The sequence below is a fragment of the Rhodanobacter sp. C06 genome (assembly GCF_002001105.1).
Lineage (GTDB): Bacteria > Pseudomonadota > Gammaproteobacteria > Xanthomonadales > Rhodanobacteraceae > Rhodanobacter_A.
In genome coordinates, this window is the sequence record NZ_MUNP01000021.1 from 46,501 (window position 1) to 62,432 (window position 15,932).

Genomic DNA, 15,932 nt, shown 5'->3' on the forward strand with positions numbered 1-15,932 from the left:
CTCATTCCTGAAGTTTAGCGATCACTCGTAGCGCAAGGCGATGGCCGGATCGACGCGCAGCGCGCGCAGCAGCGGCACCAGCGCGGCCAGCACAGACACGCCGATCACCAACAACAACACAGGTACGAACACCGCCGGATCATGTGCGCGCGTGTGCAGACCCGGGTCGGCCAGCACACCCGATCCCGGCACCGCCAGCAGCAGGCCGATGCCGAGTCCCAGACCGAGCTGCCACGTCAGCTGCCGCGCCACATCGCGCGCGATGGCGCCATGCCCGGCGCCGATCGCGCGGCGGATGCCCAACTCGCGCGTGCGCTGCGCCACCGAGAACGCCAGCACGCCGTACAGGCCTGCACCGGCCAGCAGCAGCGCGACCACCCCCAGCACCGCGAACACCTCGGTCAGCACCAGCATCTTGACGCGCGATATCGCCATCGCCCTTGCCTGGCTATACACCGCGTGGACGGCCGCCTGCGGGTCCACCCCGCGCACCACGGCGGTCAGTTGCCGCCCATAAGTTTCCGCGTCGGCATGCGTGCGCACCGCCAGCCCCATGCCCCGGCGCAGCGGCCCCTGGTCCGCGGATTGCTCCAGCGGCAGCAGCAGGCCGGGCAGCGGCCTTTCCAGCGCGCTGTCCAGTTGCAACGGCTCGATCACGCCGACGACGGTCAGCGTGCGGGCGTGCATGCGGCCCGGCCACAACACCAGCTTGCGGCCCAGCGCATCACCATGCGGCCACATCGCCTCGGCCAGCTTGGCATCGACCACGGCCACCGGCGTGCTGTCCGCGCGATCACGCGTATCGAAGAAGCGCCCCGCACGCAGGCGCACGCCATAAGTGGCGAGGAAATGCGGATCGACGATGCCCATCTGCACCCGCGGCCAGCCATCCGACGGTTGCGGCTGACTCGGCAGCGACACGTCCTCGTGGCTACCCAATGTGGCGCTTGGAATGGTGTCCGAGGCGGAGGCGTCGATCACCGCGGGATCGCTGCGCAGGCGTTCGACCACGGTATCGAAGAAGCGGATGCGCTGCGCATCGTCCGCATAGCGTGCGGAGGGCAAGGCCACGTCCGCGGTGAGCACCTGCGCGGCATGCATGGCGCCCACCGAGCGCGCCGCCATCAGGCTGCCCAGCGCCCGCACGAACGTGCCCGCGCCCACCAGCAACACCACGGTCAGCACCACCTCGGCCACCACCAGCACCTTCGCCACCTGGGCGAAACCGCTGCCGGAGCCCTTGCTGCCGTCGCGCAGCGCGTCCTGCAGGTCGGCCCGCGCGGCACGCCAGGCGGGTACCAGCCCGGCCAGCGCGGTACACAGCACGGCCACGCCGAAACCGAACAGCAGCACCCGGCCATCGATGCCGAAGCGCAGGAACATGTCCGGCGGATTGTCACGGGCGACGAACACGTCAATCAACCAGCGATTGCCGAACTGCATGATCGGCACGGCCACCGCCAGCGCCGCCACGCTGAGCAGCAGGCTTTCCGCCAGCACGCCCGCCATCAGGCGTGCGCGACCGCCTCCCAGCGCACTGCGCAGGGCCAGTTCGCGGCGCCGGCTCAGGGTCTGCACCAGTTGCAGGTTGGCCACGTTGACGCAGGCCAGCAGCAGTACCAGCGCGGTGGCACCAAACATCATCCACACCCAGCCACGGACGTTCTCGGGAATGAAGCTCAGGGCCAGCGGCTTGATTGTCAGCGACCGCCCGCGCTGGTCCATCGGCAGGGCGAGCTGCATCGCATCCGCCCTGGCGGCGAGTTCCGCGCGCGCCTGCGCCAGGTCGACGGACGGCAGCAACCGGGCCACGCCCTGGATGTCGAGATACTGCCGCTGCTGCAGCCGAAGCGGCATCCACAACTGGCTGGCCTGCGGAAAACCGAAATCCGCGGACAGCACGCCGATCACCGTGGCCAGCTCGCCGTCCACTTGCACCGCGCGCCCCACGATATGCGGATCGGCATGGAAATCGTGCCGCCACAGCGTCTCGCTCAGCAGCACCACGGGCGCCCCGCCCGGCACCTCGTCGGAGGCGATGAAGCCGCGGCCGAGGATGGGCTTCACGCCCAACAAATCCATCATCGAGGCGGTGAGCAGGGCGCCGCGCGAAAAATTCGCGCCGCCGCCGCTGTCCAGGTTGAAGCCGGTGGTGGCATAGGCGCCCAGCGCATCCACGCTGCGCAGATGCCCCTGCAACTGCAGGTACTGGTCGCTGTCGATGTCGCCGATGCCGTTACCGTCGAACGACTGCTCGCCGATCGCCACCAGCCGATTCGCCTGCGGAAACGGCATCGGCCGCAGGATCATCGTGTTGACCAGGCCGAACAGGAACAGCACCACGCCCAGCCCCACGCCCAGCATGCCCACCGACAACAAGGCATACCCTGGCCGCCGCATCAGCCGCCGCCACGCCTGACGCAACTCGCGCACGATCATCATCACTCCCCCCTCAAGGCGCGCATCGGCGCCACGCGCGCCGCACGCAGGGCCGGCAGCAGGCAGGCGAGCAGACCAGCGACGGCGAGTACCACGCAGACGCCGAACACCACCGTCGGGTCGAAGGCGTTGCTGCGGCCGAGCAGGGTCATCAGCAGCACGGCCATGGCGTGCGAGGCGGTCAGCGCAGTCGCCACGCCGATCGCCAGCCCCAGCGCGATCTGGCCGAGACCGCCGCGCATCACCAGTTGCAACAGTCGCCACGGCGCGGCGCCCAGTGCCATGCGCACGCCGAACTCGCGCTCGCGCGCGGCCACCGCCACGGCCATCACCGCATACAGGCCGGCCGCGGCGAGCAGCAGCGCCAGCGCGGCAAACAGGCCGATCAGCCACAGGCTGAGCCGCGCGCTCGCCGTGGTCTGCTGCACGATGTGCTGCATCGTGCGCAGGTTGGCGATGGGCTGCTCGGGTGCGATCTCGGCCAGCGCCGCGCGCACGCCAGCCTGCCAGTCCATCGGGTTGCCGTGGCCGCGCAGCGCGAAGCGCAGCGGCTCCAGTCGGCGAACCAATGCCATCACCGGATCGGGCATCTGCGCCAGCGGGACATACAACACCGGCTGCATCGGCTGTAGCGGCCCCTTCTGGTAGGTGGCGCCCACCACGCCGACGATGCGCAGCGAAATTGGTTTGTCGTCGACACCCGTCATCTCGATACGCTTGCCCACCGCATGACCGGCGTAGTACTTGTCGGCCAAGTCTTGGCTAGCGATGGCCACCCGCTCGCTTCCTCCTGTGTCGTCACGTGTGAAGTCCCGCCCTTTCAGCAACGGGATGGAGAACAAGCGGAAAAAACCATCCCCAATGCCGTGGTACTGGGACGCGAATTCCCGCAGGTCCGGTGTGTGCAGGGAGGTTTGCAGCTGACCCACCATGCCGTCGCTGGCGGGCAGGTTGGTCGTCACTACGACATCGGTAACACCGGGGATTGCCTTGAGCCGTTGCACCAGCCGCTGCGAAACACTCCACACCGAGGCCACGTCGGGGTAATCCGCCTGCACCGGTGCCAAATCGAAGGTGAGCACATTGCTGTCGTCAAAGCCCAGCTGCAGCCGCGACGCGTCGTAGAGCCCGTGCATGAACACGCCGGCCGCGCACAGCAGCACCGCCGCCAACGCCACCTGCGCCACTACCAGCACACGGCCGACCCGACCGCTGCGCAGGCCGATGCCGCTGCGCCCGCCCTCGCGCAATTCATCCACCGTGGTCGCGCTGCGGCTGCGCCACGGCGCCAGCCCAGCCGCCAGCAACGCGCCAAGCAGGCCCTCCGCGAAGGCCAGCAGCCATGCCGTCACGCCCACATGCAGGCGCCCGCCCCACAGCCATTCGGCGGGAATGAAACCTTGCAGCAGGGCGAGTCCGATCGTCGCCAGCAGCATGCCCAGCAGCGCGCCGCCTCCTCCCACCAGCAAGCCCTCGCCCAGCGCCGGCAGCATCAACCGCAGCCACGGCGCGCCCAATGCACTAAGCACCGCGGCGTCGTGGTTGCGCGCCAACGCGCGCAGCAACATCAGGTTGGTCAAGTTCACCTGCGCAATAAGCAGCACCAACAGCGCGCTGGCCATGAACAGCAGCAACATCGGCCGCGCACCCTGCCGCAGAATGGATGCCATGTTCTCGGCGCCGAAGCGCGGCTTCTTCCAGTTGCCGCCCATGGCCATGTCGCGATACATCGTGCGCTCGCGCGCATCGACCTGTGCCGACACCGCGGCGATGTCGGCGCCGGGCGCCAGTCGCGCGAGCGCCACGGTGCCGTTGTGGCTGTAATCATGGCTGCCTTCCGGCAACGCTGTCGGCAACATCACGTCGCCCGGCCCCAGCACCGTGTTGAAGGCGGCCGGCAGCACGCCGACGATGGTGTGCGGCACGCCTTCCACCTGCAGGCTGCGGCCGATCACATGCATGTCGCCGCCGTAGCTGCGCTGCCAGAATCCGTAGCCGAGGATGGCCGCGGGCGGCCCGTGTGGACGATCCTCCTGCGCATCGAAGTTGCGCCCCAGCACCGGCTGCAAGCCCAGCGTAGGCAGGAGCCCTCTGTCCATGCGAATCAGCGGCACCTGAACCGGCACGCCTGCGCCGGCGACATTCACCGTCGAACCCGGCCACCACAGCCCCAGCGACGCCACGCCGTCGAGCTTGTCCAGGTACTGGTATTCGTGCGGTGAGATGCTGCCCACTAGGCTGGTGTCGCGGATCTGGCCCAGCACCACCAACTGCGACGGCTGCGGCACCGGCAAGGGCCGCCACAAGCTGTCCTGGATCAGCGTGGCCACCGCCACGCTGGCGCCGATGCCCAGCGCCAGCACGCCCGATGCCAGCAGCAGGAAACCGGGTCGGCGCAGGCTGGCGCGCCATGAGCGCCAGATCTCGGTGAGCCAGATGTTCATGCGCGAACCTCGTGAGTCGTCGCTTCCATCGTCCTATTCCCCGCGCAGGGCGCGCATCGGCGCCACCCGCGCCGCACGCAGCGCCGGCAGCAGGCAGGCGAGCAGGCCGGCGGCGGCGAGCACGACGCACACGCCAACCCATACGAACGGATCGAGGACGCCGCGGCCAATCTCCTGCAGCACGGCGCCCAGCATCCGCGACAACGCGAGCGTGATGGCCAGGCCCAGCAGCAGGCCGACCGCGAGCTGCCGACCGCCAGCCTGCAGCACCAGGCGCACCAACCCGGACGGCGACGCACCGAGCGCCATGCGCACGCCGAGTTCGCGCTGCCGAGTCGCTACCGCCACCGTCATCACGGCATACATCCCGGCAGCTGCCAAGCCAAGCGCCAACAGCGCGAATGTCCCGACCAGGAACAGGATGCGGCGCGTGTCGTCGGTGGTGGCGCGCACGATCTGGTCCATCGTCGCCAGATTGGCGATCGGTTGCTCCGGCGCCACCTCGGCAACGGCGGCATGGACGGCCTGGCGATAGCTGTCCGGATTGCCTTGCACGCGCAGCGCGAAGCGCAGCGGCTGGAACGAGCGGAACACCCGCAGGATGTGTTCCGGCATCTGTGCAAACGGCAGGTAGAGGAACGAACGCTGCCGGTCGTCCAGCGGGCCGTATTGCCGCGTATCGCCGACCACGCCGACGATGCGTGCGGTCACCGGACGCGAGGCCGGGTCGCTGGCCATCACCTTGCCCACCGCGTAGCCGCTGTAGTCGTTGACGACGACCTCCTTGCCCAGCGCATGGCCGCCGTACTCGCGCTCGGCCAGCGTCCAGTTCACGATGGCCACCGGCTCGCTGCCGGCCGTATCGCTCGCGTCGAAGGATCGCCCGGCACCCACGGGAATGCGGAACGTGGAGAAGTAATCGGCCGTGACGCCGCGGATCTGCGGATTGGGATCGAAGTAACCCTGCCCCGGCGCATGGACGCCACCCATGTTGAACTGCTGGGCGAACCCGCCCGCCGGCAAGCCATTGGTGACGGCCACCTGATCGACGCCAGGTAGCGCATGCAGGCGCATCACCAGTCGCCGCACCAGCGTCTGCGTGGAGGCGATGTCCGGGTTGTCGGCCCGCACCGGCGCCAGGTCGAAGGTGAGAATGTGGTCGCTGGCGAATCCCAGCGGCGTGCGCGCCGCGGCATAGAGCGCATGCAGAAACAGGCCGGCACCGCACATCAGGCAGGTCGCCAAGCCCATTTGCGCCACCACCAGGCCCCGCCCCAGCCGGCCGCTGTGGCGACCCTGGCTGCGGCCCCCTTCATGCATGGCCTCCTGCACGGAAACCGCAGCCAGTCCGCGCCATGCACCGAACGCCGCCGCCAGCAGCGCGCCCGACATGGCGATGGCCAGTGCCAGCCAGACCACGCCTGCCGGCATGCGCAGGGCCTCCCCCTGCGTCCAACTGGCCGGAGCGTAATGGCCGAACACGGCCAAGCCCGCCGCGGCCAGCCCCAGGCCGGCGATGGCGCCGCCCGCGCCCACCAGCGCACCCTCGGCGCAGGCGGGCAAGGCAAGGCGCCATGCTGGAGCACCAAGGGCCTGGCGTACGACGGCATCGTGGCCACGCGACAGGCTGCGCAGCAACATCAGGTTGCCAAGGTTGACCAGCGCGATCACCAGCACGCACAGGGCGCTGGCCAGGAACAGCAACATGACCGGACGCTGGTCCTGGTGCAGCGCAGCCTGCAACGGCACGCTGCCGAAGTGCACGTGCTTCCAGTATTCAGCCTCGTCATCGGCGAGTCTCGCGTACATGGCATGCATCGCGGCATCCACCTGCGCGTCCACCGCCGCGGCACCATTGTCGGGCGCCAGCCGCGCGATCGCGATGAAGTTGGTGCCGTCGTCGTAGGTGCGCGGGGGCAACGCCAGCGGCAACATGATGTCGCCGTCGCCGAACTGGTCGAAACTGGCGGGCAGGACGCCGACGATGGTGTGCGGCACGCCTTCGACGCTCAAGCGCTGGCCGATCACCGTTGGTGCGCCGCCAAAGCGCCGCAGCCAGTAGCCGGCGGTGAGGATCACCGCCCTGGGGCCGTTTGGACTGTCCTCCTGCTGCGAGAAGTCGCGCCCCAGCTGCATCCTCACGCCGAGCGTGGGCAGCAGGCCCCGATCGGCCAGGAGGGCGTACACCTGCTCCGGCGTGCCGTCGCCGGACACATTGAACGCCGTCGGCTCATCCTTGATGAGGCCCATCGAGCTGATTCCCTTGATCGAGGCCATGTGCTGGTACTGCTGGGGCGATACGCTGTCGAGCAGTTGCCCTTGTCTCGCCGGGCCCAGCGCAATCAGTCGTTCCGGCGCGGCATATGGCAAGGGCCGCAGGAGCACGTGGTCGACCAGCACGAATATCGCTGCGCTGGCGGCTATGCCCAGCGCCAGCACCACGCTCGCCAGCAGCAGGAAGCCGGGCCGGCGCAGGCTGGCGCGCCATGCCTGCCAGATCTCGGCGAGCCAGATTGTGGCCGGCGCGGCGTTCACGCACCCACCTCGATGCGCTGGCCGATCAGCGCGTCGAGGCGCGACTCGTCCTCGCGGCGCAGGCGGTCGTAGGTCTCCTCGTCCACCACGCGGCCGTCGAACAGGCGCACCTTGCGCTGGGCGAGTTCGGCGTAGCGCGCGTCGTGGGTGACCATGCAGATGGTGGCGCCGCCCTTGTGCAGTTCGTCGAGCAGGGCCATCACCGCCTCGCCGTTGCGCGAGTCGAGGTTGCCGGTGGGTTCGTCGGCGAGCAGGATCGCGGGCCTGCCCACCAGCGCGCGCGCCACCGCCACGCGCTGCTGCTGGCCGCCGGAGAGCTGCGCGGGGTAGTGGCGCATGCGGTGCGCCATGCCCACGCGTTCCAGCGCTTCCTGCACGCGCGCGCGGCGCTCGGCGGCGTCGATGCCGCCGCGATAGGTGAGCGGCAGCTCCACGTTCTCCTGCACGGTGAGGTCGCCGATCAGGTTGAAGGCCTGGAAGATGAAGCCGATCTCGGCGTTGCGGATGCGCGCGCGCTGCGCGGCGTTGAGCGCAGCGACGTCGTGGCCGTTCAGCACGTAGCTGCCGCTGCTGGCGGTGTCGAGCAGGCCGAGGATGGACAGCAGCGTGGTCTTGCCGCATCCGGACGGGCCGGAGATGGAGACGTATTCGCCGCGCGCGATGCCGAGATGCACCTCGCTGAGCGCGTGGGTTTCCACCTCGTCGGTCTGGAACACCTTGCGCAGGTCCTTGAGGGTGATGACGTTGGCGGGGTTGGTCATAAAAGCTCCAGAAGATGTGTAGGAGCGCACCCTGTGCGCGATGGCTTTGCTTTCGCAGGAGCGGCTTCAGCCGCGACTGGCGCGACGAATCGCGGCTGAAGCCGCTCCTACGGGGTTATCGCAGCTTGATGCGATCGTATTTGTCCCATTGGCTGGTGTCGGAAAGGATCACCCGGTCGCCGGCTTTCAATCCACGCAGGATCTCCACGCGATCAACCGAGGCGGCGCCGATGCGCACCGGCACGCGGCTCGCGGTGTCGCCGCCGGGATCGAGGCGGAACAGGCTGAGGTCGCCGTCGGCCTTGGCCAGCGCGGGGCGGCCCACCGAGAGCACGTCGTGCAACTGGGCGATCAGGATGCGGCCATCGACGGAGAGGTCGGGCCGCGCACCCTCCGGCAGCTTGCCGGCGAGGTTCACGTCCACCTGCACGCTGCCGTTGCGCACGGCCGGGTCGATGCGCTCCACCTTGCCGTCGATCAGTCCGTTATGGGTGTCCACGCTCACCGGCATGCCCAGCGCCACGTCCTTGGCCTGCACCTCGGGCACCTGCAGCCGTGCGATAAGCACGTCGGGCCTGGCCACGCGCGCGAGGTTGGCGCCGGCGGCGACCTGGGCGCCTTCCTGCACCGCCACTTCCTGCAGCACGCCGGCGATGCCGGCCTTCACCTCGAGCGCGTCGGCCTGGCGCTGGCGCAGTTGCAGGTTGCTCTGCTGCTGCATCAGCGCAGCCTGCACCGCGTCGATCTGCGCCTTCATGCTGGCAGCGAACGCAGTTACGCGCTGCCGCTCGATGCCACTGCGTTCCTTCAATTGCGCCAGTGCGATCTGGCCTTGCTCGAATTGCACGCGTGGAATCAGGTGCTCCTTCGCGGCGACGGCGTCGGCGTCGGCCTTGACCTTGGCCGATGCGTAGTCGGACTGCGCCTGCGCCAGCGCACTGCGCTGGTCGAGCAGTTGCGATTCGAGCTCCGCGCGCTTGGCGGCCACCTGCGCCTGCGCAGCGGCCAGCTGCGCCTGCGCGTTGCGCAACGCGTCCTCGGTCGCCGGATCGGACAGGCGCATCAGCACAGTGTCGGGCTGCACGCTCGTGCCGGGCCACACCAGGACCTTTTCCACGGTGGCCGGCGTGGCGGCGGCCAGCCAGCGGATCTCGCGCGGCACCAGGGTGCCGGTGGCGCGCACCTCGCGCAGCATGTCGCCCTGCTGCACGGCATCGATCCACAGGCTGGAGCGATCCGCCACAGGCAAGGCCGGGCCCAGCCGCCATACCAGCACCGCCAGCGCGGCCACGGCCAGCACGCCGCCGCTCACCGCCAGTTTCAGTCGACGGCGCTTGCGGATGCCATAGATCGGGTTTGCGATATCCATGCGCCATGCATGGCAAGCCGCGTGCCACCCTGCGCCCAACACCCAAAACCGCATGGCATCGCCAATTCGGCGCGCCCGCGGCTGGGCGCATGCCTGGCCATCTGTCCGGATGCGGACGGCATCATCCGCCTGCGGACACCGCTCCCTGGCACGGACTCGGGCGCGGTAGGAGCGGCTTCAGCCGCGATGCTCCTGGCGCCTGTTCCGCCTCCGGGAAAGCCGAAGGGCATCGCGGCTGAAGCCGCTCCTACGCACGCCGGCTATTGCACGCCCTGCGGGGGTGTCGTCAGCCCGTATTCTGCAAGCCCTGCGCCACACCGTTCACGCAAGCCACCAGCGCCTGCAGCAAGGCGTCGTCCTGCCGATCGCCGGCGCGCCAGCGGCCGAGCAGGTCCACCTGCAGCAGGCTCATCGGATCGATGTAGGGATTGCGCAGGCGGATCGAGGCGGCGAGGCGCGGATCGCCCCGCAGCAGTTCATCCGCGCCCTTGAGCTTGAGCACCCAGGTACGGCTGCGCTCGAACTCGGCGCGGATCAGCGCGAAGAACGGTTCGTGCAGTTCGCCGGCCAGCCGCGAGAAGGCCTCGGCGATGGCGAGGTCGCACTTGGCCAGCAGCATCTCCACGTCGTCCAGCGCGTTGGCGAAGAACGGCCAGTCGCGCGCCATCCCAGCCATGGCTTCTTCGCCGTACTCGGCCACGCCCCATTCCAACGCGCTGCCCAGGCCGTACCAGCCGGTGATGATGGAGCGGCACTGCGTCCAGGCGAACACCCAGGGGATCGCGCGCAGGTCTTCCACGCCGCGCATACTGCGCCGGCGCGAGGGGCGCGAGCCCAGTGCCATGCGCTCGATCACGTCGATCGGCGTGGCGCTGCGGAAGTAGTCCACGAAACCTTCGCGCTGGACCAGCGCGCGGTAGGCCTGCCGGCTGCGCGCGGACAGTGCGTGCATGCGTTCGCGCCACTGCGTTTCGCGTTGATCCTCCTCGCGCGGGCGCAGGCTGGCGCGCAGCACCGCGCCCACGGTCTGCTCCAGGTTGCGCAGGGCCAACGCGCGGATGCCGTACTTGCGATGGATCACCTCGCCCTGCTCGGTGACGCGCAGCACACCCGCCACCGAACCGCGCGGCGACGACAACAGTGCCGGCGTGATGCGCGCGCCGCCGCGACTGGCCGAACCGCCGCGGCCGTGGAAGAAGGCCAGCGCGATGCCGTGCTCGCGCGCCACGTCCAGCAGTTCCACCTGGGCGCGCTGCAGGCTCCAGCGCGAAGCCAGCGTGCCGCCGTCCTTGCCGCTGTCGGAGTAGCCCAGCATCACCCACTGGCGGTCGCCGCGGGCGGCCAGGTGGCCGCGATACAACGGATCGGCCAGCAAGGCGCGCAGCGTGGCCGGTGCATTCGTGAGATCGTCGATGGTTTCGAACAGCGGGGCGACGTCCAGTGGAACCACTGTATTTCCCTTCTCCCCGTTGGGGAGAAGGTGGCCCGAAGGGTCAGATGAGGGGCGGGTGCTTGCGGAAGCGCTGGTGGTGGTGGCCGCAACGTCGACAGATTGCGGCGAAGGTGTCCCCTCACCCCGACCCTCTCCCCGGAGGGGAGAGGGAGACAGCAGGCCGCCATGCCTTGCCAGCGCCAGCACCGCCAGCACGTCGGCGGCGGAGCGCGCCATGCTGATGATGTAGAGGCCGGTCGCAGCGGTGCCGTAGCGCTGGCGCGCATCGCGCAGGGCGGCGAACACGGCGCGCAACGAGGTGGCCACGCTGTCCTCGCTGGCGACGAAATCGCGCTCGCCCCGCAGGTGCGCGTGCAGGGCGACCACGCGCTCGTCCACGCTGCGCTGCGACCATGCGGCGTCGTTGAACAAGGCGGCCAGCGCGTCGTCGTGCACGCGCGAATCCTGGCGCGCATCGAGCCGCGCGAGATGGAAACCGAAGCTGCGCACGCGCCAGATCAGGCGCTGCACCGCATAGGCGCCTGCATGCAGGCCGCGATGATCGACCAGGCTGGCGGCGACCAGCTCGAGATCGTCGCGCAGTTCGTCGGCACCGGCGTAGGCCTCCGGATGCCCGTCCTCGTGGGTGGCTTCCAGCCGCCCGCCGATCACGGTGAGCAGGCTGCGGTAAGGCATGTCGGCGTGGCGCGGCTTGATGCGCGAGGCGGCCTGCGGGTAGCGCACGCGCGCTTCGTCCAGCCGCTGGCGCAGGCGCGGATCGACCTGCACGCGCCCGCTGGTCTGGCTGAGCAGGCGCGCCAGCGCGGCGACGTCGCCGATGTAGCGATCCAGTATCTGCGCGCGCTGGCTGGCGAGGCTGGCGGCGATGGTGTCGGCACCCACGTTGGGGTTGCCGTCCATGTCGCCGCCCACCCAGGTGGCGAAGGAGAGCAGGCGCGGCAGCGGCACCGCCACGCCGTAGACCGCCTGCAGCGCCTCGGCCAACGATTCGTACAGCGCCGGCACGATGCGATAGATCGGATCGGCGATGTAGAAGCCCACGTGCTCGCGCTCATCCTGCACGCTGGGCCGCAGCGGCGAAGCCTCGGCGGTCTGCCAGCCGGCGGTGAGCGCCATGTGGATGCGCTCCTCGTCCTCGCCGCGCTCCTGCGGCGTGCGGCCGCCGTCGAAGCCATCGACCAGCGCGCGCACGATGGCCTGCTCCTTCTCCAGCAGCGAGGCGCGCACCGCCTCGGTGGGATGCGCGGTGAACACCGGCTCCACCTCCAGCTTGAGCAGCCAGTCGAGCAGTTCGGGCGCAGTCACGCCCTGTGCCTTGAGCCGCTCCAGCACGTCGCGCAGCGATTCCGGCTGCGGTGCGCCGCCCGCACGCTGGTAGTCGCGGCGGCGGCGGATGCGATGCACGCGTTCGGCGATGTTTACCGCGTTGAAGTAGGTGGCGAAGGCGCGCGCCAGCGCTTCCGCGTGCGCCGCGTCGAGCCCGCTCAGCGGATCGGCCAGTACCGCCAGCGCTGCGCCCTCCTGCCGGCGCGCGATGGCGGCGACGCGCACGCGTTCCACCTCGTCGAGGAAGGTCGGCGCCACCTGCTCGGCCAGCATGCGACCGACCAGGGCGCCCAGCCGGCGCACGTCGTCGCGCAGCGGCGCATCGGGCAAGGCGGGCTCGGGACTGCGGGAGGCGTTCATCACGACGGCATCGGCTCGCAGGGGCGGAATCCCAAGCCTAGCGCATGCGCGGCCGTTTTGCTGCAATGCCGCAAAAACCTGCCAGCGGGCGGCGGAAGCGCTGCCGGAGGCGCGCCTGCGCGCCTCGCCGCTATAATCGTCGCTTCCCGTCGAGGGGCGCTGCGACCGTTGGTGCATGCGGATCCGTCCGCAACCGCCTGCACATCCCTGTGCAGACTGCTCATCCAACGGCCAGGCTCGGCGGTTCCTTTCACAACGGCGCCCGGTTTGTCCCCACCAAAACCGGAGCTGCACATGAACGCCGCACTGAAAGAAAACAGCCACGACTACAAGATCCGCGACATCGGCCTCGCCGATTTCGGCCGCAAGGAACTGGACATCGCCGAGCACGAGATGCCGGGCCTGATGTCGATCCGCCGCAAGTACGCCACCTCCACGCCGCTGAAGGGCGTGCGCGTCACCGGCTCGCTGCACATGACCATCCAGACCGCGGTGCTGATCGAGACGCTGAAGGACATCGGCGCCGACGTGCGCTGGGCCTCGTGCAACATCTTCTCCACCCAGGACCACGCCGCCGCCGCGATCGCCGCCACCGGCACGCCGGTGTTCGCGTGGAAAGGCGAGACGCTGGAGGAATACTGGGACTGCACGTTGGACGCGCTGTCCTTCCCCGACGGCAAGGGCGGCTTCCTCGGCCCGCAGCTGGTGGTCGACGACGGCGGCGACGTGACCCTGCTGATCCACAAGGGCTACGAGCTGGAGAACGGCAGCAAGTGGGTCGACGAGAAGGCCTCCTCGCACGAGGAGCAGGTGATCAAGAACCTGCTGAAGCGCGTTGCTGTCGAGCGTCCCGGCTACTGGCACACCGTGGTGAAGGACTGGAAGGGCGTCTCCGAAGAGACCACCACCGGCGTGCACCGCCTGTACCAGCTCGCCGAGGCGAAGTCGCTGCTGATCCCTGCGATCAACGTCAACGACTCGGTGACCAAGAGCAAGTTCGACAACCTGTACGGCTGCCGCGAGTCGCTGGCCGACGGCCTGAAGCGCGCGATGGACGTGATGCTGGCCGGCAAGGTCGCGGTGGTCTGCGGCTACGGCGACGTGGGCAAGGGCTGCGCGCACAGCCTGCGTGCCTACGGCGCCCGCGTGGTGGTCACCGAGATCGACCCGATCAACGCGCTGCAGGCGGCGATGGAAGGCTTCGAGGTCAACACCGTCGAAAGCACGATGGGTCGTGGCGACATCTATGTCACCACCACCGGCAACAAGGACGTGCTCACGCTGGCGCACATGCAGGGCATGAAGGACCAGGCCATCGTCTGCAACATCGGCCACTTCGACAACGAGATCCAGGTCGACGCGCTGAACGCCTCGGGCGCCACCCGCCTCAACATCAAGCCGCAGGTGGACAAATACACGTTCAAGGATGGCCGCAGCATCTTCCTGCTCGCCGAAGGCCGCCTGGTGAACCTGGGCTGCGCCACCGGCCACCCCAGCTTCGTGATGTCCAACTCGTTCTCCAACCAGACGCTGGCGCAGATCGACCTGTGGGCGAACAAGGACAAGTACGAAGCCAAGGTCTACATCCTGCCGAAGAAGCTGGACGAGGAAGTCGCGCGCCTGCACCTGGAAAAGATCGGCGTGAAGCTCACCACGCTCAGCGCCGAACAGGCCGCCTACCTCGGTGTGGCGGTGGAAGGCCCGTACAAGCCGGACCACTACCGCTATTGATCGGCGATTCCGTTTCGAAACGGTCAGGCGAAGGGCGCAGCGATGCGCCCTTCGTCGTTTCCGGTGTCCGCTGCTGTAAGAATCGGGCCAGCCGGCGCGTCTGAATGGGTGAACCGACCCGGAGACGCACCATGCCCCTCACACTATCCCGCGGAGGCGAACCCATGACGGACATCGCACCGCCCGACGCAAACGCCCTCGCCCGTGGCTACGGCCGTGCCGTGTATCTCGCCGCGTACCGCGTGCTCGGTGATGCCAGCCAAGCCGAGGACGTGCAGCAGGACGTGTTCCTGCGCCTGATCGAAAAGCCGCCGACCGACGTCGCCTCGTGGCCGGCCTACCTCACCGCGATGGCTACCCGGCAGGCGATCGACCGCCTGCGCAGCCGGCAACGCTGGCGTCGGTTGCGCCCGCTGTGGAAGGCTGCCGAGCCCGTCGCCGCCGATACGGCCGAGGAAGAGGCCGCGCAAACCGAACGCGCACGGCAGCTGCGGGCCGCTCTGGCCCGGCTCAAGCCACGACATGCCGAGTGCTTCGTGCTGCGGTACATCCATGGCCTCGACACTGCAGCGATCGCTCGCGCCACCGGTCTCACCCCCAACCACGTCGGCGTATGCCTGCACCGGGCCGCGCAGACGCTGGAATCCCTGCTCAACGACCAGGCGCGCCCCGCGCCGGAGGTGCTGTGATGGAACCGATCCTGTCTCCCACCCTGACCCGCCATCTGCGGGCGCTGGCTTGCGATCCGCCCGTCGCAGCGCTCGACGCCGCGCAGGCCAGGCTCGAACGCCGCCTTGCCGATGCCCGCCCACGCAACACGCGGCCTGCGCGCTGGATCGGTGCATTGGCGACCGCAGCCACCGCCTGCCTGGTACTCACCCTGGTGCTGATGCCCACCTCACGCACCGTCGCCTTCGACGTGGCGCTCAAGCACCTGCGCGACTTCCACACCCTCGCGTTGACCATCGAACAGCAATCGCAGGGGATGGCGATGCCCACGATCCGCGTGCGGATGGACCGCAGCGGCGACGCCCGCACCGACATCGGTGACGCGACCAGCGTGGTGGTAAACGCCGCCGAGCATCGCGTGCTGACCCTGCTGCACGGCCCACGCATGGCGCTGGTGACCCTCCTGCCGGCGAACGCCAAGCCGACGCCGGATGCCGCGCTGAAGTGGCTGGATGCGATCCGGCAGTTCCAGGGCAAGGCGGTCGAGCTGCCGGGCCAGCGCGTGATCGACGGCCGCATCACCCACGGCTGGCGGCTCGACGTGCAAGGCATGCGCATCGCCCTCTGGGTCGATTCCGATGGCGTGCCGCGGGCCGTCGAGGTCGGCGACGGCCATGTGCTGAGCCAGCGCGTCCACGTGACCATGGATCCGCCGCTGGATGCCGGTACCTTCAACACAACGATCCCCACGGGCTACCGCGAAGCTCGGCCCGACCAGGACTGAAACAGCACGGTTGAACGCGTCGCGGGCTTGCGGCCCGCGACGCGCCGAAGGGTTCGTGGCC

9 protein-coding genes and 1 riboswitch are annotated in these 15,932 nt (G+C 69.2%); of the genes, 3 read left to right on the forward strand and 6 right to left on the reverse strand.

Features of this window, described 5'->3' with window-relative positions:
• Window positions 1-21: 21 nt before the first annotated feature.
• The 6 genes from B0E52_RS01030 to B0E52_RS01055 form a co-directional block, all read right to left on the reverse strand.
• Window positions 22-2,442, reverse strand: coding sequence for an ADOP family duplicated permease (locus tag B0E52_RS01030; RefSeq protein WP_254426661.1), 2,421 nt, complete (start codon window positions 2,440-2,442; stop codon window positions 22-24).
• Entirely contained in the window at window positions 2,442-4,883 is a 2,442-nt protein-coding gene (locus B0E52_RS01035) for an ADOP family duplicated permease (protein WP_077480876.1), read from the reverse strand. Before B0E52_RS01035 ends, B0E52_RS01030 begins: the two co-directional genes overlap by 1 nt.
• Window positions 4,884-4,916: 33 nt before the next feature.
• A complete protein-coding gene (locus tag B0E52_RS01040; protein WP_077480878.1) occupies window positions 4,917-7,418 on the reverse strand; it encodes an ADOP family duplicated permease in 2,502 nt (833 codons plus the stop codon).
• Window positions 7,415-8,179 carry an ABC transporter ATP-binding protein gene (locus tag B0E52_RS01045; protein ID WP_077480880.1) on the reverse strand — a complete coding sequence of 255 codons (765 nt, stop codon included), beginning with the start codon at window positions 8,177-8,179 and terminating at the stop codon, window positions 7,415-7,417. The genes B0E52_RS01040 and B0E52_RS01045 overlap by 4 nt, the downstream gene beginning before the upstream one ends.
• Before the next feature lie 115 nt (window positions 8,180-8,294).
• Complete coding sequence (locus B0E52_RS01050; RefSeq protein WP_077480882.1) at window positions 8,295-9,548, reverse strand: HlyD family efflux transporter periplasmic adaptor subunit; 1,254 nt, start codon at window positions 9,546-9,548, stop codon at window positions 8,295-8,297.
• A gap of 286 nt (window positions 9,549-9,834) precedes the next feature.
• The gene (locus B0E52_RS01055) at window positions 9,835-12,687 is read right to left on the reverse strand and encodes a phosphoenolpyruvate carboxylase (RefSeq protein ID WP_077480884.1); all 2,853 of its coding nucleotides are present in this window, start codon (window positions 12,685-12,687) and stop codon (window positions 9,835-9,837) included.
• Window positions 12,688-12,832: 145 nt separating this feature from the next.
• Window positions 12,833-12,958, forward strand: a riboswitch (S-adenosyl-L-homocysteine riboswitch).
• A gap of 23 nt (window positions 12,959-12,981) precedes the next feature.
• Between B0E52_RS01055 and ahcY the strand changes: the two genes are divergently transcribed.
• The 3 genes from ahcY (at window position 12,982) to B0E52_RS01070 (ending at window position 15,871) form a co-directional block, all read left to right on the forward strand.
• Window positions 12,982-14,418: an adenosylhomocysteinase gene (gene ahcY / locus B0E52_RS01060; protein ID WP_077480886.1), complete on the forward strand. Its 1,437-nt coding sequence runs from the start codon at window positions 12,982-12,984 to the stop codon at window positions 14,416-14,418.
• Window positions 14,419-14,582: 164 nt separating this feature from the next.
• Window positions 14,583-15,107 carry a sigma-70 family RNA polymerase sigma factor gene (locus tag B0E52_RS01065; RefSeq protein WP_168174105.1) on the forward strand — a complete coding sequence of 175 codons (525 nt, stop codon included), beginning with the start codon at window positions 14,583-14,585 and terminating at the stop codon, window positions 15,105-15,107.
• Window positions 15,107-15,871: a hypothetical protein gene (locus tag B0E52_RS01070; protein WP_077480890.1), complete on the forward strand. Its 765-nt coding sequence runs from the start codon at window positions 15,107-15,109 to the stop codon at window positions 15,869-15,871. The genes B0E52_RS01065 and B0E52_RS01070 overlap by 1 nt, the downstream gene beginning before the upstream one ends.
• Window positions 15,872-15,932 lie beyond the last annotated feature (61 nt).

Bases quoted from the DNA above. Each gene is read 5' to 3' on its own strand.
- B0E52_RS01065 (WP_168174105.1), top strand. From the start codon at position 14,583: ATGACGGACATCGCACCGCCCGACGCAAACGCCCTCGCCCGTGGCTAC.
- ahcY (WP_077480886.1), top strand. From the start codon at position 12,982: ATGAACGCCGCACTGAAAGAAAACAGCCACGACTACAAGATCCGCGAC.
- B0E52_RS01035 (WP_077480876.1), bottom strand. From the start codon at position 4,883: ATGAACATCTGGCTCACCGAGATCTGGCGCTCATGGCGCGCCAGCCTG.
- B0E52_RS01045 (WP_077480880.1), bottom strand. From the start codon at position 8,179: ATGACCAACCCCGCCAACGTCATCACCCTCAAGGACCTGCGCAAGGTG.
- B0E52_RS01055 (WP_077480884.1), bottom strand. From the start codon at position 12,687: ATGAACGCCTCCCGCAGTCCCGAGCCCGCCTTGCCCGATGCGCCGCTG.
- B0E52_RS01030 (WP_254426661.1), bottom strand. From the start codon at position 2,442: ATGATGATCGTGCGCGAGTTGCGTCAGGCGTGGCGGCGGCTGATGCGG.
- B0E52_RS01070 (WP_077480890.1), top strand. From the start codon at position 15,107: ATGGAACCGATCCTGTCTCCCACCCTGACCCGCCATCTGCGGGCGCTG.
- B0E52_RS01050 (WP_077480882.1), bottom strand. From the start codon at position 9,548: ATGGATATCGCAAACCCGATCTATGGCATCCGCAAGCGCCGTCGACTG.